Origin of the sequence: Bradyrhizobium sp. CB2312 (genome assembly GCF_029714425.1) — a bacterium.
GTDB lineage: Bacteria > Pseudomonadota > Alphaproteobacteria > Rhizobiales > Xanthobacteraceae > Bradyrhizobium.
In genome coordinates this window covers 8,191,652-8,212,958 of record NZ_CP121668.1, presented here as the reverse complement: position 1 = coordinate 8,212,958, position 21,307 = coordinate 8,191,652, and the positions used below count along the sequence as shown (strand labels likewise).

15 protein-coding genes and 2 pseudogenes are annotated in these 21,307 nt (G+C 60.3%); 11 read left to right on the top strand and 6 right to left on the bottom strand.

Annotated elements, in window-relative coordinates:
- Positions 1 to 19: 19 nt before the first annotated feature.
- The 3 genes from QA642_RS39605 to QA642_RS39595 all read right to left on the bottom strand — a co-directional run bounded on the left by QA642_RS39605 (position 20) and on the right by QA642_RS39595 (position 5,013).
- The gene (locus QA642_RS39605) at positions 20 to 1,573 is read right to left on the bottom strand and encodes an ABC transporter substrate-binding protein (protein ID WP_283081714.1); all 1,554 of its coding nucleotides are present in this window, start codon (positions 1,571 to 1,573) and stop codon (positions 20 to 22) included.
- A gap of 830 nt (positions 1,574 to 2,403) precedes the next feature.
- Positions 2,404 to 3,324, bottom strand: a complete 921-nt coding sequence (locus QA642_RS39600) for a Coenzyme F420 hydrogenase/dehydrogenase, beta subunit C-terminal domain (RefSeq protein ID WP_283081713.1) — start codon at positions 3,322 to 3,324, stop codon at positions 2,404 to 2,406.
- Between the two features lie 723 nt (positions 3,325 to 4,047).
- Positions 4,048 to 5,013, bottom strand: a complete 966-nt coding sequence (locus QA642_RS39595; RefSeq protein WP_283081712.1) for a D-2-hydroxyacid dehydrogenase — start codon at positions 5,011 to 5,013, stop codon at positions 4,048 to 4,050.
- Between the two features lie 368 nt (positions 5,014 to 5,381).
- On the opposite strand from QA642_RS39595, the gene QA642_RS39590 reads away from it, so the two are divergent.
- The 5 genes and pseudogenes from QA642_RS39590 to QA642_RS39570 all read left to right on the top strand — a co-directional run.
- Positions 5,382 to 5,531, top strand: coding sequence for a hypothetical protein (locus tag QA642_RS39590; protein ID WP_283081711.1), 150 nt, complete (start codon positions 5,382 to 5,384; stop codon positions 5,529 to 5,531).
- A 131-nt stretch (positions 5,532 to 5,662) separates the two neighbouring features.
- The gene (locus QA642_RS39585) at positions 5,663 to 5,971 is read left to right on the top strand and encodes an ABC transporter permease subunit (RefSeq protein WP_283081710.1); all 309 of its coding nucleotides are present in this window, start codon (positions 5,663 to 5,665) and stop codon (positions 5,969 to 5,971) included.
- Positions 5,971 to 6,234 (top strand): hypothetical protein, encoded by a 264-nt coding sequence (locus QA642_RS39580; RefSeq protein WP_283081709.1) that lies wholly within the window; start codon positions 5,971 to 5,973, stop codon positions 6,232 to 6,234. Before QA642_RS39585 ends, QA642_RS39580 begins: the two co-directional genes overlap by 1 nt.
- An 85-nt stretch (positions 6,235 to 6,319) precedes the next feature.
- A protein-coding gene (locus tag QA642_RS39575; RefSeq protein WP_283081708.1) for an IS5 family transposase occupies positions 6,320 to 7,080 on the top strand; the annotation gives its coding sequence in 2 pieces (ribosomal slippage) (positions 6,320 to 6,653 and positions 6,653 to 7,080; 762 coding nt in all).
- Between the two features lie 72 nt (positions 7,081 to 7,152).
- Positions 7,153 to 8,232: pseudogene (locus tag QA642_RS39570) on the top strand (IS630 family transposase); the annotation flags it as partial.
- A gap of 32 nt (positions 8,233 to 8,264) precedes the next feature.
- On the opposite strand, the gene QA642_RS39565 reads toward QA642_RS39570, so the two are convergent.
- Positions 8,265 to 8,876: an ABC transporter permease gene (locus tag QA642_RS39565; RefSeq protein ID WP_283081707.1), complete on the bottom strand. Its 612-nt coding sequence runs from the start codon at positions 8,874 to 8,876 to the stop codon at positions 8,265 to 8,267.
- Positions 8,877 to 8,902: 26 nt separating this feature from the next.
- Between QA642_RS39565 and QA642_RS46645 the strand changes: the two are divergent.
- From QA642_RS46645 to QA642_RS39540, 6 genes and pseudogenes are all read left to right on the top strand, one after another.
- A pseudogene (locus QA642_RS46645) lies at positions 8,903 to 8,968 on the top strand (hypothetical protein); the annotation flags it as partial.
- A gap of 251 nt (positions 8,969 to 9,219) precedes the next feature.
- Entirely contained in the window at positions 9,220 to 9,453 is a 234-nt protein-coding gene (locus tag QA642_RS46640) for an oligopeptide/dipeptide ABC transporter ATP-binding protein (protein ID WP_349253810.1), read from the top strand.
- A 147-nt stretch (positions 9,454 to 9,600) separates the two neighbouring features.
- Entirely contained in the window at positions 9,601 to 10,518 is a 918-nt protein-coding gene (locus QA642_RS39555) for an ATP-binding cassette domain-containing protein (protein ID WP_283081706.1), read from the top strand.
- A gap of 233 nt (positions 10,519 to 10,751) precedes the next feature.
- Positions 10,752 to 11,936 (top strand): AMP-binding protein, encoded by a 1,185-nt coding sequence (locus tag QA642_RS39550; protein WP_283081705.1) that lies wholly within the window; start codon positions 10,752 to 10,754, stop codon positions 11,934 to 11,936.
- Between the two features lie 220 nt (positions 11,937 to 12,156).
- Positions 12,157 to 14,241: a 3-hydroxyacyl-CoA dehydrogenase NAD-binding domain-containing protein gene (locus QA642_RS39545; protein WP_283081704.1), complete on the top strand. Its 2,085-nt coding sequence runs from the start codon at positions 12,157 to 12,159 to the stop codon at positions 14,239 to 14,241.
- A gap of 158 nt (positions 14,242 to 14,399) precedes the next feature.
- Positions 14,400 to 15,596 carry an acetyl-CoA C-acyltransferase gene (locus tag QA642_RS39540; protein ID WP_283081703.1) on the top strand — a complete coding sequence of 399 codons (1,197 nt, stop codon included), beginning with the start codon at positions 14,400 to 14,402 and terminating at the stop codon, positions 15,594 to 15,596.
- 802 nt (positions 15,597 to 16,398) lie between these two features.
- Here QA642_RS39540 and QA642_RS39535 read toward each other — a convergent pair.
- The gene (locus tag QA642_RS39535) at positions 16,399 to 17,127 is read right to left on the bottom strand and encodes an SDR family oxidoreductase (RefSeq protein WP_283081702.1); all 729 of its coding nucleotides are present in this window, start codon (positions 17,125 to 17,127) and stop codon (positions 16,399 to 16,401) included.
- Between the two features lie 624 nt (positions 17,128 to 17,751).
- A complete protein-coding gene (locus QA642_RS39530; protein WP_283081701.1) occupies positions 17,752 to 21,150 on the bottom strand; it encodes a carboxyl transferase domain-containing protein in 3,399 nt (1,132 codons plus the stop codon).
- Positions 21,151 to 21,307 lie beyond the last annotated feature (157 nt).

Sequence of the window (21,307 nt, the reverse complement as noted above, 5' to 3'; positions counted from 1 at the left end):
CCTTTCCCGGGAACTCGGACTATTTCGTAAAGCTGACTTGCTGGAACACATGCCAAGATGCGGACGGCCACGGCCGGAACTCGACGTTGTCGCGCCAGGCGAACGTGATGACCGGTCGATAGGTGGTCACCCCGCCGAGGACGTTGTCATGCTTGTAGCGGGCGACCTGCTTGATCAGTTCCACTCGCTTCTCCGGGTTCATCGTATTCTTCAATTCCTCGACCATCGCGTCGACCTTGGGGTCGTTGGTTTGCGAACCAGAGCCAAAGCCCTTGCCCGGAACGAAGCTGTGTAGCATGCCTGACCATGGTTCCGCTGGATCACCCGGGAGGCCATGACCCCACATATGCATCACGATACCGTCCAGCGGGCCGATAGGGGTGCGGACGAGAACCTTAAGCCACGCCGAATACTCAAGACCCTGCACTTTGCACCGAATGCCGACGGTGCTGAGATAGGCAAACACCGCCTCGCCCATTTCCTTCACGTTCGGCTCGCGGGGCGTGATCAGGTTGTAGCACGGCGTCTCGAAGCCATTCGGATATCCTGCTTCGGCCAGCAGCTGCTTCGCCTGCTTCACGTCGTACGGATATGGCTTCAGGTCCGGATCGTAGCCGGTCTCGCCCTTGCCGACCTCCGCATAGCGCTCCCCCTGCCCGAACAGCACGCTCTTGATGATCGCGTCGACATCGATGGCATGCGCCACCGCCTCCCGCACCTTCAGCTTGCTGAAGGGCGAATCAGGCATGTAGGTGGGAAAATCGATGTAGAGGTTGTTTGACGAAGTCGCCGAGAAGGTCTTCACGCCCGGCATCTTCTTGATCTCGTCGACCGCTGACAGCGGCACCGCGTCGATCCAGTCAACGGCGCCCGACTTGAACGCCGCAACACGCGTAAGGTCTTCCGGAATAATCTTCAGGACCAGATTCTTGACTTTCGGCCGCGCATCCTTATTCCAGTAATCGTCAAATGCTTCGAGCTTCAGATCTTCCTTAATCGAGCGCGAGACGAATTTCCACGGGCCGGTGCCGACTGGTGCCTTGGCAAAGCCTTCCTCGCCCACCGCCTCGAAATACTTTTTCGGGATTGCCCAGAGCTGCAGAGCGTTTGGGATGTAGTTACCGTCCGGCGCCCTGAAATGCAGCTTGAAGTGATGGTCATCAATGACCTCGAACTTTTCGACGTTCGCCTGCAGGTGGGAATAGCGCGAGATCTTTGGGTCCCTGAGCCGCCCGTAGGAGAATTCGAAGTCAGTCGAGGTTAATGGATCGCCATTGTGGAACTTCACCCCTTTACGGAGATGCACGTCGATGATCGGCTTGTCTGGCGTACCCTCGATGGACCAGGACTCGGCGAGCCAGTTTACCATCTTCAGGTCGGGATCGAAGCGGACCAGTTGCTCGAACATCTGCCCGATGAAGTAGTAATCGACGCCGGCGAACGACCTTGTCGGATCAAGCATCGTGGCTTCCGCCGCAAGCGCCGCGACAAGCGTATCCTTGGTTTGTGCCGAGACCGTTGCATTGAGCGCGAGCAGGGCACACGCAGCCGCAAAAGCACGCAAGACGATCATGCTTTTCCTCCCCAATTTGCCCAACAATCGTAGAGGGCTGCTCAAGAATAAAAACGCTGAAAATCGCCCCGCAATTAGCGAAATTCTGCAATGTTGGAGACACTTCTGCAGTTGTGCCGCCGAGTAGGTGAACTCCAGATGGCTTGGCCCACTCAGGGAGTATGGCACTCTTGTCTCCTACCATGATGCCTGGCGTGTGCAGAGGAATAGCAGCGGAATGTCACGCATCGCGCACTCTTGTTCTCTGCGTAAACTCCGATCGGCCTAGCTTCGATGTTGATCAGCGCCATGATCATGCCGCCCCCCCGAACTCACGGCGAATCTCCAGCATCGATCCGGTGGCGTCTCGATTGGCTTGCGCATGTCGCAGGGTCCGCGAGCGGTCGGACGGCACGATATGCCGAAGTAGACGCTGGCCCGCCCCATTGCTAGTTGGACAGCGTGCCCCGATAATTCGATAGATACTGATGGCCGTTGCGACGACCTCGGTTGTCCCCATCCGCAATGTTGACCACGCCGTTCGGGACCTGCAGGCTCACCAGCCCGCCTTCTTCCGGTCTCATAGCTCTAAGTTAAGTTCGCGCCGTTCAAGCATGGCGGGTCCGGCCAGACCGACCGTCGAGTTTGCCGTCGCGAGCCGAGCATTTCTGCGAGCTCTGGCCCGATTTCATCGTTGATCGAATAAGTATCTGACCATCCGTTGTAAGGTGCCGGCTTCTTCCCAGCTCCCCATGCGACCGTGATTCGCAATAAGGAACTGGCGCGAGATGATGCCCACGCATTAGGGCATGCCGCCCGAACGAGAGGCCCGCGCTTTTGCTCGTCGATGATTAGATAAGATGCTCTCGGTTGTCTCCATCTATCACCCGCCTGATCGCACCTGCAAATTGCCGAAAGAAACTGCGCAAGCCGGCACGCTTCAGGGCGTCTGCACTCCGATAGCCTGAAACCTTGATTGCCCTTTGACCAATAAGTCGCAAAGCGAGCAAGGCAGTAAAGGCACCCGCCTTCCTATCTGGCTTCTCCGAATGCATTTGTTCGATTTCCTGGATGGAGACAGGGGAAACCTCAAGGTATCCTGCAGCGATGGCCTCATTCAACAGCTCTTCGCCAGCTGCAGTGCGAACGAGCGCGACGTTGATTCCCGGTGCTTCATCAAAAACCGGCTTTCCATATCGCAGTATCCAGCCGTCCGGTACAGAAATGTCCGCCACCTCTCCTACCGCATCAGGACAGATCTTGCAGCGGAACTGAACATCATAGGAGTATTTCTTACCTTTCCAGCCGTCAGGATATGGCAAGTCGTAAATAGTCGCATCGCGTGTCTGGACTCGAAGTGGGCCAGGCCACCCCTCCCCTCGAAATCGAAACAGTCTGACATCCTGATCGTCAACCCCATGGTGGCGCATAATTGCCGAACTTATGTGAGCGCTGGGAACGCCACCGCAGAATATCGTCAGCATGTATGGGATGAGCTGTTCCACCCGGGGATCGCTACGCCCAAGAGCGCGAAGAGCGGAGATGTCACAAGGCTTAGCGATTACAGCGAAGGGCTTGCCTCCATCGAGCAGCCGGTGAATATGGATGAGAGGCGAAGATGGGCCATACCGCGATTGAGCTCCAGCCAGCACTTCGTCCGGCGTTTTCGAGACCGTGGCCATCGTAAGCCATGGCTTTCGATCATCGGCACGGACATGCAATACCGCATCAACACGGCCATTAGCCAAAAGATAGCGGCCAAGCGCAGTCAACGTGCCACCTGCCGCGGCCTTGTGACGGACGAGGGGCTCTCTCGACCATGATCTATGTATCTCACGCATCGGCCCCCACACGGAATGAACTGGTACTCCTTGAGGTTTGGCGGGCCCCTGCAGCGAGACGCCTGGGCACGTGGACATGATCTGCGCGTTCGTCTCGTGCCCGATTTCAGTTCTAGCGAGAGGCCGCATGTTGCCCTCGATATTGATGCCCATGGATATGGCGGGGCCCGCGATGCTGGCGCATATTCCGCACCCTGCGCAGAGCCCCGCGCTGACCACATCCTCAACTGTCGTGGCCGCCGCCGAGTGAGATTTTCGCGCAACAGGTTTATTAGACATTCCACTGAGCTCTTTTTGACATAACTTCCTGCGCAGACTGAACGTCGGCATCCGATCAGAAGGCAGTTATTTGGTCGCTATTCGGCTTAACAGCCCGTGCCATTAGAAGGGCACTCAACGGAAAAACCGTACATTCTCATGAAGATGAAAATCAGCCGGCTATGGGCCGGAATGCGCCGATATCAGGCCGATTCGCATGTTTCGGGCGGGATTTCGTTGTGCACCATGTCGTTAACATACCTGCGCGTGAGGGCGCGGCAGCACAGCGACGACGTGCAGCCCGTCTAATCCTCTGGCATCCTGTTTGCTTTGCAAGAGCCATGGGACGCCCGGAAACGAGCATCGAGCGGATTTTCGCCGCGCAGTGCCTGCCGGTTAATAACCGCGTCCCAGATCCACGACATTCTTCAATGCTTGGCCTCTCTGGAAGCGCTCGATGTTGTCCGCAAAGATAGAGAACACCCGCGCCGTATAATTTGTTGGACTTCCCGCCACATGAGGTGTTGCAATCACGTTGGGCATGTCCCAGAGCGGGCTATCGTACGGCAAAGGCTCCCGCTTGAAAACGTCGAGCATCGCACCGGCGATCGTGCCCGTCTGCAGCGCTTTGATCAGCTCGGCCTCCACAATGACGGAGCCCCGGGCGATGTTAATCAGAAAGGCGTCGCGCCGCATCCGCGCTAACTGGGCCGCGCCGATGAGCCCCACCGTTTCTACGGTCGCCGGCACGGCCAGGACCAGAAAGTCGCAAAGCGGGAGCAGATCCTCAAGGGCATCGGAAGCGAACAGCGCGTCGACACCTTCGACCGGGACGGAAATATCCCGCTTAGAGCCGACGACGGTCATGCCGGCACTTTTCGCGCGCCGGGCAATCGTTGCCCCGATCGACCCAAGTCCCAATACACCGAGTGTCTTGTCGGCCAATGGCGCCACGTCGTATCGTGGTCTCCATTTCCGCTCCGATTGCTCGCGCAGATACCTGCGGAAATCCCAGTGCAGCATCGTCACGCCGGCCATGACGAAATCCGCGATGATATCGCCATGAATGCCGCGGGCATTTGTGACCGTGATGTGCCTCGCCTTATCGCGGATTGGGAGCATGGAATCGACACCGGCGTTAATACATTGGAACCATCGCAGTTTCCTCGCTTGATCGAATACCTCAACGGGGAAGCGAGCAGCAAGCAGCACGTCCGCCTGCCCTACGTACTGCACAAGGCGCTCAGGGTCCGACGCCACGATCGCACGAACCTTCGGGAAACGCTCCGCGATAAGTCGCGCATAGGCTTCCGCGGTAGGGATATTGAGGAGAACGGTGAGTGCGGAGCTTTCGCCTGCCATGTTTCTCTCTCCGAAAGTGACGTAGCTTGGGTGAACGTGACCCTGTGTTTATCGCTGTGCGTCACGTACCAATCGCGCGCGCATACGGTGGTAGAGCCAACTGCCTGCTCCACCACTGGCTTTGAGCCGTCAGCGATTGTGACCGGGTTTTTAATCTCGTTTCCCGCAATGAAATGCAAAATCCGCAGATCTTCCGCGTCCCATGTCCGTTTTCAGCGTTTTCACCGCGTGCATTTACGAACAACAGCACGTCTTCTAGATGACCGGGCCCTCGAGCTCATTTTTCATGTGTTCAGCTCGTACTCAGGCGTTGTGCATTGAGATTTGTAGGAAGTGCTCCATGGACGACATCAAGATCTGGGAAGTAAATGAGGCCTTCGCCTTTCCGCCGCACCACCGTCGCGACAAGCTGGGGTGAGCCCAAGCCCAAGGACAAGCTGACCGCCCCCGGCGCCCCCGATCTCAATGGTCATCGCAACGGCATTGACTGGCGGCCGCTGCACCGCCTCCTCATATAGGGCAAGCGCCGCGGCGCAAACTAGGGCCGCCGCCAATGCCTTGGCGGTGCCATGAGTGCGACGGGCCTGTTCGAGATGTTCCGGAGCCCTGATGAGTCGGCGGACGTTTTAATAGCGCCGCCCGTTGGGGCTTGAAAATTGCGGTAACCTTCGGGCGTTCAAACTGTGCAGGTTTCATCTATGCTTTTTATGTTAGACCTCTGATCCCCGTCATCACACTGGTCGGTCTGCAAGCCGGTGCGTTGATTGGCGGCGCCGTTATACTTGAGCAGATCTTCGTCATTCCTGGCATGGGCTTGCTGCTGCTGGAAGCCGTGAGCTCGCGCGACTACCCGACGATCACCGGCGTCTTCCTAATCTTCGGCTCTGCGATTGTGTTCATCAACTTGCTGGTCGACCTGAGCTACGGCTTTCTTGACCCGAAAGTGAGGGATCGCTGATGTTCGAGATCAACGAGACCGCGCTCGCGATCCCTCAGGCCTCAGTCAAACGTTCGAATGCCGCCTTCGAATTCTTATGTCGCCTGGTCCGTGAGAAGCCGCTCGGTGCTGCCGGCGCGTTGATCTGCGTCATTTTTCTATTTGCCGGCATTTTTGCGGATCTGTATTTCGGCATCTCAACCTTCGTCTGGGACCATGCCGCACCGGACGTGAGCAGGAGACTCAGCAGGCTGAAGCCAGCAAATCGGCAGATGCGGATATAGTCCTGCCGCGTCACTTCTAGGGTCTGTACCTAGTTAGCGAACTCTGATTCCCTCGCAGCGGGTTGATTCCACGCGGGGGACTTCGATGCGCAAAGGACTGTTCTGGCTCAACGACAAGCAATGGGCTCTGATAGAGCCGCATCTGCCAACGAACCAGACCGGACCGGTGCGCGACGACGATCGACGCGTCATCAGCGGTATCATTCACATGCTTCAGTGCGGCGCACGCTGGCGCGATTGCCCGCCCGACTATGGTCCCTACACGACGATCTACAATCGTTTCAATCGCTGGGCCAAGCGCGGACATTGGCGGGCGATCTTTGAAGCGCTCGCCCGCTGCGGCAAAGACGGCGTGACTTTGTCCATCGACTCCACCACGATCAAAGCGCATCGCTCGGCGAGCGGCGGAAAAGGGGGGAGCATGAGCAAGCGATCGGCCGCTCGCGCGGCGGGCGGACCACGAAAATCCACGCGCTGAGCGACCCTGACTGCAGACCTTGCGCATTTCATCTCACTCCAGGCCAGGACGCTGATATTGCCGCAGCGCCAGCCCTTTTGGAACTCGCGCCACCCATGTCTGCCCTCATTGGCGACAAAGGGTACGACGGCGACGGCTTTCGAGCCGAAATCGTCGATCGTGGTGCCAAGCCCGTCATTCCAAACAAATCCAACAGGGTCACTCTCCACAGCTTCAGCAAACGCGCCTACAAGGGGCGCAACGTCATCGAGCGCTGTTTCTGCCGCCTCAAGGATTTCAGGCGTGTCGCAACTCGCTACGACAAACTAGCCAGGAACTTCTTGGCTGCCATCCATCTCGCCGCCATCGTTGCCTATTGGATCAATTGAGTCCGAGCCTTAGTCATCTGGAACGCAAATTCGTCGCATCAGTTGATTGCTCGAATCTCGAGGAGAGCGCTAGTGGCGAATGCACGTGTGCGAGGCCGGCCGATCGCGCCGTTGGTGCTTAGTCCGCCGGAGCGGGCGTACTTGGAGAGGCAAGTTCGTCGTCATCGTGTTGCCCGGTCGCTATCTGAGCGGTGCCGCGCGGTCCTGCGATGCGCGGATGGATTGCCAAGCAAGTCTGTAGCTGCCGAACTCGGCCTTCACGAACACACCGTTGGCAAGTGGCGCCGCCGATTCTTGAAGGATCGCTGTGATGGCCTGCTTGACGAAGCCCGCCCTGGCCGCCCTCGAACCATCGACGACGATCAGGTTGCTGAGGTAATTGAGCGGACATTGCGGACAACGCCACCCGACGCGACGCACTGGTCGATCCGCTCAATGGCTGCGGAAACTGGCTTTTCTCACACCACGATCCGCCGAATGTGGACGGCGTTCGGCCTGCAGCCGCACCGCAGCCAGACATTCAAGCTGTCGAGCGATCCGCTGTTCGTCGACAAGGTCCGCGATATCGTCGGCCTTTACCTTTCCCCACCGAACCGAGCCCTTGTCCTCAGTGTCGATGAGAAAAGCCAGATCCAGGCCCTGGATCGCGAGCAGCCGGTCCTGCCGATGATGCCGGGCGTACCGGAACGGCGCACGCACAGCTATGTGCGGCATGGTACGACCTCGCTGTTTGCCGCGCTCGATGTCGCCTCTGGATTCGTCATCGGCAAATGCTACAAGCGCCACCGGGCAGTCGAGTTCTTGAAGTTCCTCAAAGAGATCGACGCTCAAGTCCCTGAAGGGATCGATGTCCATATCGTCATGGACAACTACGCCACTCACAAAACACCCAAGATCAAAGCGTGGCTCGCCCGTCGGCCGCATTATCATGTCCACTTCACGCCGACTTCCGCGTCATGGATCAATCAGGTCGAACGCTGGTTCGCTGAGCTCACCCGAAAGCAGATCCAGCGAGGTGTTCACACCTCCGTCAGGCAGCTCGAGGCCGACATCCGTACCTTCATCGACCTGCACAACAACAACCCGAAGCCCTTCAAATGGACCAAGTCCGCAGACCAGATTTTGGCTTCCGTCAAACGCTTCTGCCACAAAGCCCAGCAGACTTTATGTGGCGAACTTGAGATTCACCTGACTAGCATCAGCGTGGGGGGCAGCCGCATAGTAATGGCCGAAAACGCATTACCAAGGATCAGCGCCGGAATAAGCAGCTGCAGGAAATTGCCCAAAGGGGCTTCCGAGAAGCGAATAAACTTCACCGACGGCGACCATCCCCACCAGATCGACGGGAAAACCATCACCAGCGTGCCGACCCAAAAGCCCGGTATTGCGAGCGCAAGTATGGAGAACGTCCGAAGGACGTAGTCGCCGATTGTATCCTGCTTCAGCGCCGCATAGACGCCAATCGGAATACCGAACATGAGCGATACAATGAGCGAAAGCAGACCGAGTTCGAAAGTAATCGGCAGACGATAGAGGATTTCGTCCATCACCGGAGTGTTGGTCCAGAGCGAGTTGCCGAAGCTTCCTTTGAACAAGAGCGCGCCGATCCACTTGAAATACTGGATGTAAATGGGCGTATTGAGCCCAAGCGCAGCCTCCAGCTGCTCCCGGCTTTGCTTGGCTGCACTCGGGTCGTTCTGCGACAGCATCAGGTCGACGATGTTGCCGGGAATCAGGCGGATCGTGACAAAAACTATGAGGGAGGCGAAGATTAGCGTCGGAATTAGTGCGAGCAAACGTCGTATGCCTCGATCGCGTGCAGATGCCGGACGCCCGCAGCCGGCTTTCGGCTTATCCGCACCGGTTCTCGGGCGGAATGCGCCGACGCATCATGATCGCCATGGCGCTCGCCTGCCAGCCAAAGCTGATCATCGCCGACGAACTGACGACCGCGTTTGACGTGACCGTCCAGGCGCAGGTCCTCGGACTGTTGAAGGAACTAGCGCATGAGATCGGGACGGCGCTGATTTTGATTACGCACGATCTCGGCGTGGTCGCACGTTACGCCGACCGTGTGTGTGTGATGATGGCGGCAGGATCATCGAGACGGCAAGCGCGCTCGATCTCTGCGCTAGGCCGATGCATCCCTACACCCGCGGTCTTATGGCCTCAATCCCGCGTTCTCGACCAGCCAGCCGGACGGCCCTGGTCCCGGTCAAGGGACAGCCGCCAAACCTCTCGCAGCTGCCGCTCGGCTGTTCATTCAATCCACGCTGCAGCGAGGCGCTGGACCGCTGCCGACGCGACATGCCGGAACTGATGAAGGCCAACGACAAGCATTTGCACGCGTGCTGGGCGGCGCCCCATGTCTGATGTGTTGACCCGTGAGCAGCCGCGCGGCGCGGCAAAATCCACTGTGGTGCTCGACGTTCAGCACCTCAAGGTCCACTTTCCCGTGTATGGCGGGCTGCTGGAGCGTGAGGTCAGTACCGTCAAGGCGGTCGACGGTGTGTCGTTCAGGTGCATGAACGTGAAACGCTGGGGCTGGTCGGAGAGAGCGGGTGCGGCAAGTCGACAACAGGCCTTGCGATACTGCGGATGCTGCCGATCACGTCTGGAAAGATTGCGTTCCAAGGCATCGACATCACCAACTATAATCGGAAGCAGATGCGGCCGGTTCGCCGGCGCATCCAGATGGTTTATCAGGATCCATTCGGATCGCTCGACCCGCACATGCGGGTCGGCGACATTATCGGCGAGCCGCTGGAGATACACAAACTGCGCGGCAACAAGGCGGAGAGACGGGCGGCGCGGGTAATGGAGTTGCTCGCGATGGGTCGGGCTGCGGCACGATATGATCGACCGCTATCCGCACCAGTTCTCGGGAGGTCAGCGACAGCGCGTCAGCATCGCCCGCGCCTCGCAGTAGAGCCGGCTCTGTTGATCTGCGATGAGCCGGTCTCGGTGCTCGACGTGTCGATTCAAGCCCAGGTGGTCAATCTGTTTCAAGAATTGCAGGAAGAGCTCGGGATATCCATGATCTTCGTCGCTCACGATCCCGCGGCGGTGCGGCATGTGAGCCAGCGCAACGCCGTGATGTATCTCGGCACAATCGTCGAGATCTCTGCGCGCGAGGAGCTCTATTCGAATCCGAAGCATCCCTACACTAGGGTGCTAATGGGCGCTATTCCAATCCCAAATCCCCTCTTGAGGCCAGGCGCGGCCATCAGACTATCCAAGGCGAGGTGCCAAGCGCACAGCGCCCACCGCCGGGTTGCGCTTTCATCCGCGCTGTCCGCACACGATGCCGGTATGCAAAGAGAGGACGCCGAAGCTGCTTGCCGAGGGGGACGGCATGGTCGCGTGCCATCTGTTCACGTGATGGCTAGCGTAAGCTTCGGGCAACTCGGCCGGGCACCTAAAGACCGTACGGGGTGACCACAGTGATTAGCGGCGCAAGCGCAATACGCGGCTGACGCATGGCGAGGTTTCGCTGCGCATGCTGGCAATAATCGACTTATTTATGTGTCGCACCGAAGATGTAAGCGATTTTCTTCTGCAGGATCAATTAATCCTACAGCGTTTGCTTGTGCTGGGTGTGGGCGGATTGCTCATGCAACCAGCCGGCGCGGAGTGAAAAGGTCGACTGAAAAGGAAGGTCTGTGACAGAGATGGCTGAAGCGATCATCCCTTTGGGCGAGAAGCTTTCCCGCCGCGCCCAGGCGACGCCGGACGCCCCGGCGGTTAGTTGTGGCGAGATCACTCTCACCTGGGGCCAGTTGGAGGCGAGGGCCAACCGCATTGCGCGCGCCTTGGAGGAACTGGGTGTCAAACTGGGCGATCTGGTCACCATCGGCCTGCCAAACGGCGTCGATTTCATTGAGGCCTGCTGGGCCTGGCGCTTTTGCCCCGGCGATACGGCGCTGATTCCCGGACCGCTCTATCACAATGGTCCCTTCGGGTGCGCCATGGACGCTTTAACTAGCGACCTTCATGTTGTGTTGATGCTGCGCTTCGATGCCGAGCGCGTGCTCGCGGAGATCGAGCGGCGTAGGGCGAGCTGGTCTTACTTGGTGCCCACCATGATGAGCCGCATCTGGCGGCTGCCGGAGGAGGAGCGAGCCCGCTACGACGTCTCATCGATGAAAACGCTCTGGCATTTCGGTGCGCCCTGTCCGCCGTGGCTCAAGGAGGCCTTCATTAACTGGCTGGGGCCCGAGGTGATCATGGAGCTCTATGGCGGCTCGGAGGAGCAGGCCAGCACCACCATCACCGGAGGCGAATGGCTCGGTCACCGCGGCTCCGTCGGGCGCGTGTACAGAGGTGAAATGAAGGCCTTCGACGCCAGCGGAAACGTGCTGCCACCAGGCGAAGTGGGCGAGATCTATATGCGCCGTCCGGACGGCTCGCCGCCCTCCTACTCCTACCGCGGTGCTACAGCCCGCGTCCTACCGGGCGGTTGGGAAAGTCTTGGCGACATCGGCTATTTCGACGCCGATGGCTATTTATACCTCGCTCACCGGCGCACTGACATGATCCTGGTGGGCGAGTCTAACGTTTATCCGGCCGAGGTGGAAGCGGCGATCGACGAGCACTCGCAGGTTATGTCGAGCGCCGTAATTGGCCTGGCGCACGAGGACATGGGCTCGTCAATCCACGCCATCGTTCAAGCTCACCCCAGTTTGACTGCGGACGCGCTGCTAGTGCATCTGGCCGAGCGGCTGGTAACCTATAAGCTTCCGCGCACGATTGAGTTCGTCGCCGAGCCTCTGCGTGACGAAGCTGGCAAGGTGCGCCGCAGTCAGCTGCGTGAAGAGCGTATCGCCCACGCGGCGACCGTCGTGGACCAGACGTAATCAGCGGCACGCGATTGAAGTGCGGCCCGCGGCAGCCTTAGGACTTCTTACGGGTAGAGAGTAGCAGGTACCCGGAGACGAGGCGCCACTGATGGCCCAAGCACATAACCATGACGGCGCGTCTATCGGAGTATCGGTCATCACCTGACAGCTCGCCTCGCTCCGAGAGTCTCATCAGTCAGGAAGCCGATGGAAGACACAAAAACCAAAAAGGTGCAGCTTGGATAAAGTTATCAAACTCGAGCGTCATGACATGATCGCCGTTCTCACCGTCAACAGCCCTCCCGTGAATGCGCTCAGCGCCGCGGTGCGCGGCGGAATCTTGGAATGCATCAAGGATGCGATCGTCGATCCCGCGATCAAGGCAATCGTGCTGACCTGTGCGGGCCGCACCTTCATTGCCGGTGCAGATATCACCGAGTTCGGGAAGCCCTCGAAGCCGCCAGCGCTCAACGACGTGCTCTCCGAGATCGAGAATTCGCCCATGCCCATCATCGCCGCGATTCACGGCACCGCGCTCGGCGGCGGCCTCGAGCTCGCGCTCGCCTGTCATTTCCGCGTCGCGACTAAAGAAGCGAAGCTTGGCCTGCCCGAGGTTAAGCTCGGGTTGCTGCCCGGCGCCGGCGGCACGCAGCGTCTGCCGCGCGCAGTCGGGCCGGAGCTTGCGGTCAAGATGATCGTCGGCGGCGATCCGATTCCTGCAGCCGAGGCGCTCAAGAACGGGCTGATCGAGGAGATCATCGAAGGGCCGGCCGCAGGCGGCGAGGCGTTCGCCCGCAAGGTGCTCGCCGAGAAGCGCCCGCTGCGGCGCCTGCGCGATGACGAGTCCAAGATCGCGGCGGCCAAGGCCGACCGCTCGATCTTCACCAATGCGGTCGCCGCCATGACCAAGAAGTCGCGTGGCCTGGAAGCGCCGTTCGCGGCCGCCGACGCTGTCGGCTATGCCATCGACCTGCCGTTCGACGAAGGTCTGAAGAAGGAACGCGAGGGCTTCCTCAAGCTCCTCACCAGCGATCAGTCCAAGGCACAGCGCTACGCGTTCTTTGCCGAGCGCAAGGCCCACAAGATCGCGGGCGTGCCTGAAGGCACCAAGTCGCGACCGGTGGAGCGTGTCGCCATTCTCGGCGCCGGCACTATGGGCGGCGGCATCGCGATGTCCTTTGCCAATGCCGGCATTCCCGTCACCCTGATCGAGCCCGGCGAAGAGCAGCTCAAGCGCGGCATGGGCATCATGCAGAAGAACTGGGAAGCGACCGCGGCGCGCGGCGGCATCCCGGCTGATGCGCCCGCCAAGCGCATGGCGCTGATCAACGGCGTAGTGGGCATCGAGAACGTCGGAAACGCCGACCTGGTGATCGAGGCAGTGTTCGAAACCATGGCGGTGAAAAAGGGAGTGTTCGGCAAGCTCGACCAGTTCGCCAAGCCCGGCGCGGTGCTCGCCTCCAACACTTCGTACCTCAACATCGACGAGATCGCGAAGTCGACCAATCGTCCCCACGACGTGCTCGGCATGCATTTCTTCTCGCCGGCCAATATCATGAAGCTCTGCGAGATCGTGCGGGGCCCGCGAACCGCGCCAGACGCGCTGATAACAGCGGTCGCGACTTCGCGCCAGATCGCCAAGGTGCCGGTGGTCGTCGGCCTTTGCGATGGGTTCGTTGCCAATCGCATGTATGATCAGAGCGGCAAGCAGGCAGGCAAGCTGTTATTTGAGGGCGCGCTGCCGCAACAAGTCGATGCAGTCCTGACGAAATTTGGAATGCCCATGGGGCCGTTCGTGATGAGCGATTTGGCCGGCAACGATATTGGTTGGCTTTCGCGCAAAGATCGCGGGATCAAGTCGGAGATCGCGGATGCCCTCTGCGAAGCCGGTCGCTTTGGCCAGAAGACCGGCAAGGGGTGGTACAGATATGAAGCCGGCTCGCGGACGCCGATACCAGATCCCGCGGTCGAAACACTGATCGAGCAGACTTTGGCCCGCCTTGGGCGAAAGCGTCGCGCCGTTAGCGACGAGGAGATCCTCGAACGCATGATGTACCCGATCATCAATGAGGGTGCACGGATTCTCGAACAAGGAATCGCTGCGCGACCGGGGGATATCGACGTAGTCTGGCTCTATGGCTTCGGTTGGCCAATCTATCGCGGCGGGCCGATGTACTACGCCGACCAGATTGGCCTTGATGGGGTCCTCACCAAGATGAGGGAGCTCCAGGTTACCATGGGCGACGAATTCAAACCGGCCGCCCTGCTGGAAACCCTGGTCGCGGAGGGTAGGAAATTCGCCGATTTTAGTCAACCGGCGTAGTCTCCCTTCCCTTATGACGGACCTTGGCAAGCAAAGCAGCAGCGTGCGGAAGACTTTGGTCATCCTCACGCTCCACGTCTTCTCCCCTCAGTTTGCGCCCGGGCCGCGATGTGGCCTATCTCTCCCACCAAGTAAGATAATGAAAGGACCATCCCAACATGCGTGAAGCCGTCATCGTCGCCGCCAAGCGGACCCCCATCGGCAAGGCCTATCGCGGCGCCTTCAACAACACCCATGGCGCGACGCTCGGCGGCGAAGCCATTAAGGCCGTCGTCGCCCAGGCCGGCGTCGATCCGGGCGAGATTGACGACGTCGCGATGGGGGCTGCGATGCAGCAGGGCACGACGGGCGACAACATCGCCCGCCAAGCTGCCCTGCGCGCCGGCCTTCCGAACACCGTCTCGGGCATGACCATCGACCGGCAGTGCAGCTCTGGCCTTATGGCCGTCGCCGTCGCTGCCAAGTACATCATCAATGACGGTGCGCCGATCGCGATCGGCGCCGGCATCGAGTCGATCAGCTTGGTGCAGAACGATAAGGTGAACCGCTTCATGGCTCTCGATCCGTGGCTCAACGAGCATGTGCCGGAGCTGTGGACTTCGATGATCGAAACTGCTGAGCTCGTGGGCGAGCGCTATGGCGTATCCCGCGAGGCACAGGACGAGTACGCCCTGCAATCCCAGCGGCGGACCGCCCAGGCACAGTCCGAAGGACGCTTTGCACACGAAATCACGCCGGTGACCACGATGATGAAAGTCGTGCTCAACAAGGAGACGGCCGTCAAGGAGGTCACGATCGCCGCAGATGAGTGCAACCGGGCGCAGACCACGCTGGAGGATCTCAAAAAGTTGGGTCCAGTGTTCAAGGGCGGCCGCTATGTCAAGGAAGGCAAGTACGTCACCGCCGGAAACGCCAGCCAGCTCGCGGACGGCGCTGCCGCCGTACTCCTGATCGAGGGCAAGCAGGCCGAGAGGCGCGGATTGGAGGCGCTAGGAGCCTATCGCGGCATGGCGGTGGCCGGGTGCCGGCCGGAGGAGATGGGCATCGGCCCGGTCTTCGCAATAACGAAGCTGCTTGAGCGCAACGGACTTAAGATCGAGGACATCGACATCTGGGAGCTGAACGAGGCGTTCGCGAGCCAGGTACTCTACTGCCGCGACAAGTTGGGGATCCCAAACGAGAAGCTGAATGTCTCGGGCGGCTCGATTTCCATCGGACACCCGTATGGGATGACGGGTGCCCGCTGCGCGGCGCACCTGATGTACGAGGGCAAGCGCCGCGGCGCGAAGTACGGCGTCGTTACCATGTGCGTCGGCGGCGGCATGGGCGCCGCCGGTCTCTTCGAGATCTTCTGAGGTCCCCTTCAGCGGAGGCCGGCCCGTCTCCCTTGCGAGATTTCACGTGCGGTGGCCTAGAAGGGAACAGTCGGACGTCCTCCAGTCCCGGGTTTCCTGATCGGCGCCGGGCCCTCACGGAGGAAGCTGCGCTTGCTTCGTGAGGGCCCCAATCTTCCTGTCGAGCCCGGCCGCCAGCCGGCTAGAATACACCCGCTGCTGTGATAGCTCATCGGCGATCACCGCGCCGGCTTTGAACTCCCAACGCTTTCCCATAAGGCTGTTCTGCACTGGCGGTTGTGAGCATGAAGCGCGGCCGGTCCGGCCCGCTCATTGCTACTCCGAAACCTTTCGGGCGCGTTCTTGTCCTTGGCGGCGGAGACTAGGGTCCTGTCTAGCTCGGACCTTAAAAACGCCTTGGAGTGCCTCGCGGCGCTCTCATCATTGCGGCGCCCATCGGCGACCAGACCGCGATGCTCTTCTTGACCGATTGCAGCAGCTGGGTGCGCGATATCGGATGCGCGCCCGCGTGGCGCAGTAGCGTAGCGACTGGCTCACCGGTTCCTATACTTCATGGCGCGCCGTTCCGAAGAAAAGCGTATTTGAGGACCAGCCCACCGTGCTTCCGTGTCAAGCAGCGCCGGACCAGAGGTGCTGCATCGGCTTGCGAGTGATCGGTGTTGGTACGCATACTTTGCTCACCCACTTGCGCGGCATCTCGGTCGAACGGCGCAGATTATGCGCAATGGGCGGCTATTCCCAACCGTCTCGACGCCCCTTGGGCGGGTCCTTGCGCTGAGCGCTCAGGCTAAAGCGAAAGGGGTTACCACGGTATTGGCTCGCCCCGATAATCCTGGAAGGCACCGCTGGTGTTCGGCGCCAGCTCGGCGATCCGTCGGATGATGCCGCGCGCGCTCTCTTCGGGGGAGATGGATGCGGAAGAGCCAGCGGCGCGTCTACCTGTCATGTCGGTCCGCACAAAGCCGGGATTTAGTATCGCGACCAGCACGCCGTCGTCCGCCCAGTCGCGCGCGAGCCCACGCATGCCGTTGTTGAGCGCCGCCTTCGAAGCCCGGTAGGCGTATCTATTACGGCCGGAAGGGCTCCCAGCGTAACAGTCGATGCTGATGGAACCGGCATCGCTGCTGATCGCCACCAGCTTCTTCCCGAAGCCGCGCCTCAAGTTGTCGCGCAGCGCCTGGCCTATGAGTATCGGCGCAAGGGCGTTGACGCGCAGCGTCTTAATCCAGCCCTCGACGTCGATGCAGTCGGCTGACTGAGTCTCTGGGCCGACGATTCCCGCGTTGTTGATGAGAATATCAATCGGCTGATTGCTGAGCGCGCCCTTCAGCGACGCGATCGAGGCCTCGTCGGACACGTCCAGTTGCATGATCTGCACGTGACCGCCAGACGTCGGCGCGACCTCCTTTAACTCCTTTGCTCTTGCTGGCTCGCGGCAGCAGCCAATCACATCGGCACGTTCCGCGGCGTATTGGCGCGCGAGCGCAAGGCCGATGCCTCGGTTCGCGCCTGTGATCAGAACTGTGGTCATCAAACACTCTTGCCGCTGTTCTCCTAGGCAAAACATATGCAAGAGACGACGACAGATGGCAGCAAAAGCCGATCCAGAAGACGCGAAATTCTGCCAACCGAAGGTGGGCTATGCCCGTTTTCGGCGGCGCATCGAAGTGCAAGGATCGAGCCATCTGGTAAGCAGCAGCATGGCAGCTGCGTTTTGGTGTCGGTGAAAGCTGACCGGGCTGTTCGCTCGATATCTGCCCCGGCTACTTGCGAGCGCTGAACACCTCGAGATCCTCGCGTTGAATGCTTGACGCTATTCGTCGCATCGCTCGACAGTTTCCAGACACCGAACAGCATCGAGCTGTGATGCTGGATAAACCATTCGTCGCGCCGAACGGACAGGCGGCTTTGACGGAAAGCCTCCCGCGGTCACGGAGCCTCGAGTTGTAGCCCAGAAGACTGTGTTCACCGTCGCAAAGTAGGCAGTTCTCTGCATGGTGCGGGTTGCGTCGGAGGTGCTGCGCCCAGCCTTGCAGTCAACGCCAACGCTCCGAGCTTGATGGTGTACAGTCAACTAGAGGCCCTGGCACTGACGCATGAGCGCTGCGGAGACGATCGCGTCGCTAAGCGCGGTAAGGGTGGCAGCACCACGTCATCACCACGTGTCTACGAAGGCGCGCTTCTTGCCTTCCCGCGGCGCTGGGAGGGGAGTCGCCTCAAGCCCCATGATGATCCAGCGCCGGGTGTCGGCCGGATCGATTACGTCATCGAACTCGAACACGGTTGCGCCGTTCACGGCGGATGCCCAGTCATAGGCCTGCGCCAGAAGTTCCTGGAAGCGAGCCTTGCGCTCGGCGATGTTCTCGATGGCCGCCAGTTCCCCGCGCCGCTCCAACTTGATTTGGCCCTCGAGGCCCATCCCAGCGAACTCCCCCGTAGGCCAAGACACCACGAACGACGGCACATGGAAGCCCCCGCCCGTCATCGCGAGCGCACCAAGGCCGTACGCTTTGCGCAAGACGACCCCAAACATGGGCACGGTGACGTTCGCGCCGGTCACATAAAGCCGCCCGCAATGCCGAACCGTGGCAGTCTTTTCCGCCTCCGGTCCAACCATGTTACCGGGCACATCCAACATCGAGAGGATCGGGATGTCGAACGCGTCACACAGTTGCATAAACCGAGCCGTCTTATCGGCGGCATCGGAGTCCACAGCCCCGCCGGTCGGCGAACTGCTGTTGCTGGCGATGACGCCAACCGTGCGGCCTTGTACCCGTATGAACGCCGTCACCACGGCGAGACCAAATCGCCGACGAAGCTCGAGCATCGAACCCTCGTCGGCTATCGTGGCGATGATCTTCCGGATGTCGTACGGAGATCTCCGGTTCTGCGGAATCATATGACGAAGGGCGCGTTGGTCTGGGGCGGTCCAATCGGTCACAAGTCCTTGGAAGTACGACAGGTAACGTTTGGCGACCTCAACGGCCTCGGCCTCGTCTTCGACAACAATGTCGATTACCCCATTGGGCTCTTGGACGTCGACGGGACCAACCTCTTCCGGTGCATACCGCCCAAGCCCGCCGCCTTCGATCATGGCCGGTCCGCCGATGCCGATTGTCGAGTCTCGGGTCGCAATGATCACGTCGCACAGCGCGAGGAGGAGCGCATTTCCGGCGAAGCAGCGCCCCGACGTGATGCCCACGAGCGGGACCAAGCCCGAGAGCTTTCCAAGATGGCGCCATGTGCCAAACTTGAGCCCGCCCGTGTACGCTGGCGGCGCCGGCGGATCGCCGGGATAGCCCATGGTTCGACCGCCGCCGCCTTCAGTGAAGAACACCAAAGGAAGCCGCTGCTGCTCGGCGACTTCGAGCATGCGGTCTGTTTTCTCGTGGCCTTTCCCGCCCTGAGTGCCGGCGAATACCGTGTAGTCGTAAGAGATGGCGACGCAGCGTGATCGTTCGGGTCCGAAGAGAGCCCCGTTCACTCGACCGATTCCCATGACCAGGCCATCGGCCGGGGCCTTTCGGACTCGTGCCTCCAATTCATCTCGCGACTCGTTGTGTCGGCGTGCCGGCGTTACCAGAGGGCCATACTCGAGGAACGTGCCCTGGTCGCAGAGATCCTCGATGTTCTCCCGCGCGGTACGCTTCCCGGCTAGCCTTCGCTTCGCCGTCGCCTCTGCTCGCGCGTCATCGCGCGTCAGCGCGTGGAACTGTTGAACTTTCGCGAGGTGGGGGCCAATGGAGTCAAGATCCACCAACGTTTCGGCGACCAGTTCGCCACCCGTGACCTCTGCCGGCTCTAAAAACAACAACGGAGCGCCCTCATGGATAACGCTGCCATGCATCACGGCGACTTCGCGTACGATGCCCGACGCGCTTGCCACAATCGCGTGCTCCATCTTCAGCGCCTCGATTACGGCGACTGCCTGACCTTTCCGGACCTGATCCCCAACCTGCACGTGCACCGTGACAACAGTTCCCTGCATCGATGCCGCGACCGCCTCGCAGCCGGGCGGACCCGCCGGCGTTGCTTTCCGCGCTTTACGCGGCGGAGACTTCAATGTTTGACCGGGCCGAAGGTTGAGGACCGCCAGTGGGTCATCCAAATCGAGGTCGGGTCCGGCAAGAGGCGACCGTTCGCTCACATCCGAGAAGTACCGTGGCCTCTCGCCGGCTTCCGCGATGAGGGCCTTGATGTGCTCATCGATGTAGCGGGTATGTAGATGGTGGCCGCTGAGAGCGGAGCTCTTCAGGAGCGCCTGGAGGAAGGAAAGATTGACTGTGACTCCCTCAATCCGGAACTCGCTCAGCGCGCGCAGGGACCGCGCGATGGCGGTGTTGAGATCTGGGCCATGCGCCACCACCTTGGCCAGCAAGCTGTCATATCGGATGCTTGTCTCATATCCAGCGTAGCCGAACCCGTCGACACGAACGCCGGGCCCGCTCGGCGGCTCGTATACATCGATCACGCCACCCGTTGGGACGCTCGTTCCATCGGGCGTCATGCGCTCCATGTTGACGCGCGCCTGAATGGCGAACCCACGCGGGCTGGGCACATTCTCCTGCATCAACTGCAGGTCAGCCAACGTCGCGCCAGCGGCGATCTTCAGCTGCGCGGCGACTAAGTCGAGTGCTAAAATCTCCTCCGTAACGGTGTGTTCGACCTGGATTCGAGGGTTCGCCTCGATAAAGACGAACTTCTTGGATCCAGGCCGCGCCTCGACCAGGAACTCCATTGTACAAAGCCCCCGATATGTCGCGTGCTTCGCTATCCGCACGGATGCAGCAAGAATTTGCTCGCGGACCTCTGGGCGCAGTTTGAATGCGGGTGCGATCTCCATCACCTTCTGACGCTGGCGCTGAAGGCTGCATTCGCGATCCCACAAATGCGCGACGCCGCCTTGGCCATCGCCAATAATCTGCACCTCGATATGACGCGCGCGGGGGAAGAACTCCTCGATGTAGAGATCGCCGGATCCGAAGGCTTTGAGGGCCTCAGAACTGCAACGTTCGAAGGCGCTGGAGAGATCTTCCACCGACATCACCGGCCGCATCCCGCGCCCGCCGCCGCCAGCGATGGCTTTGAGCATGACAGCGCGCCCCGGCCCGAGAGACTCGAAAAATTCTCGAGCCTCAAGAAAGGTGACGGGGCGGTTCACGCCGGGCAAGAGGGGCGCATCGCAGGCTTCTGCTGCGCGGCGCGCGGCAGCCTTGTCGCCGAACAACGAAAGCGTCGCAGCCGTTGGTCCGACGAAGGTCACCCCTGCTTTTTCGCATGCAGCCGCGAAGGCCGGATTCTCGCTGAGGAAGCCATATCCGGGGTGAACGGAATCACAGCCGTTCTGGAGCGCCACGTCGAGCATGCGCTCCCAATCGAGATAGGCTGCCGCCCCCTTTCTTCCGAGACCAGCAGAGCGATCCGCCACTTTCACGTGGAGGGACCCGCTATCGTCCTCAGCGAACACAGCAAGGGTTTCGATCCCAAGGTCGGCAGCGGATCTGGCGATGCGGATCGCGATTTCGGCACGATTGGCGATAAGAAGCTTCTTCATGGAGTCCAAGCCCAGTAATTGGCAAGTTGAGCGGCGTCGATAGCGTGTGCTTCAGCTTCAGGCCCACGTAGTCGGCCGTTCCAGCGCCGCGCTACGCCGTCGGGATTTTCAATAATTGTCACACCCAAGAGCGTGTTATCCATTGTCCTGTTTCTTT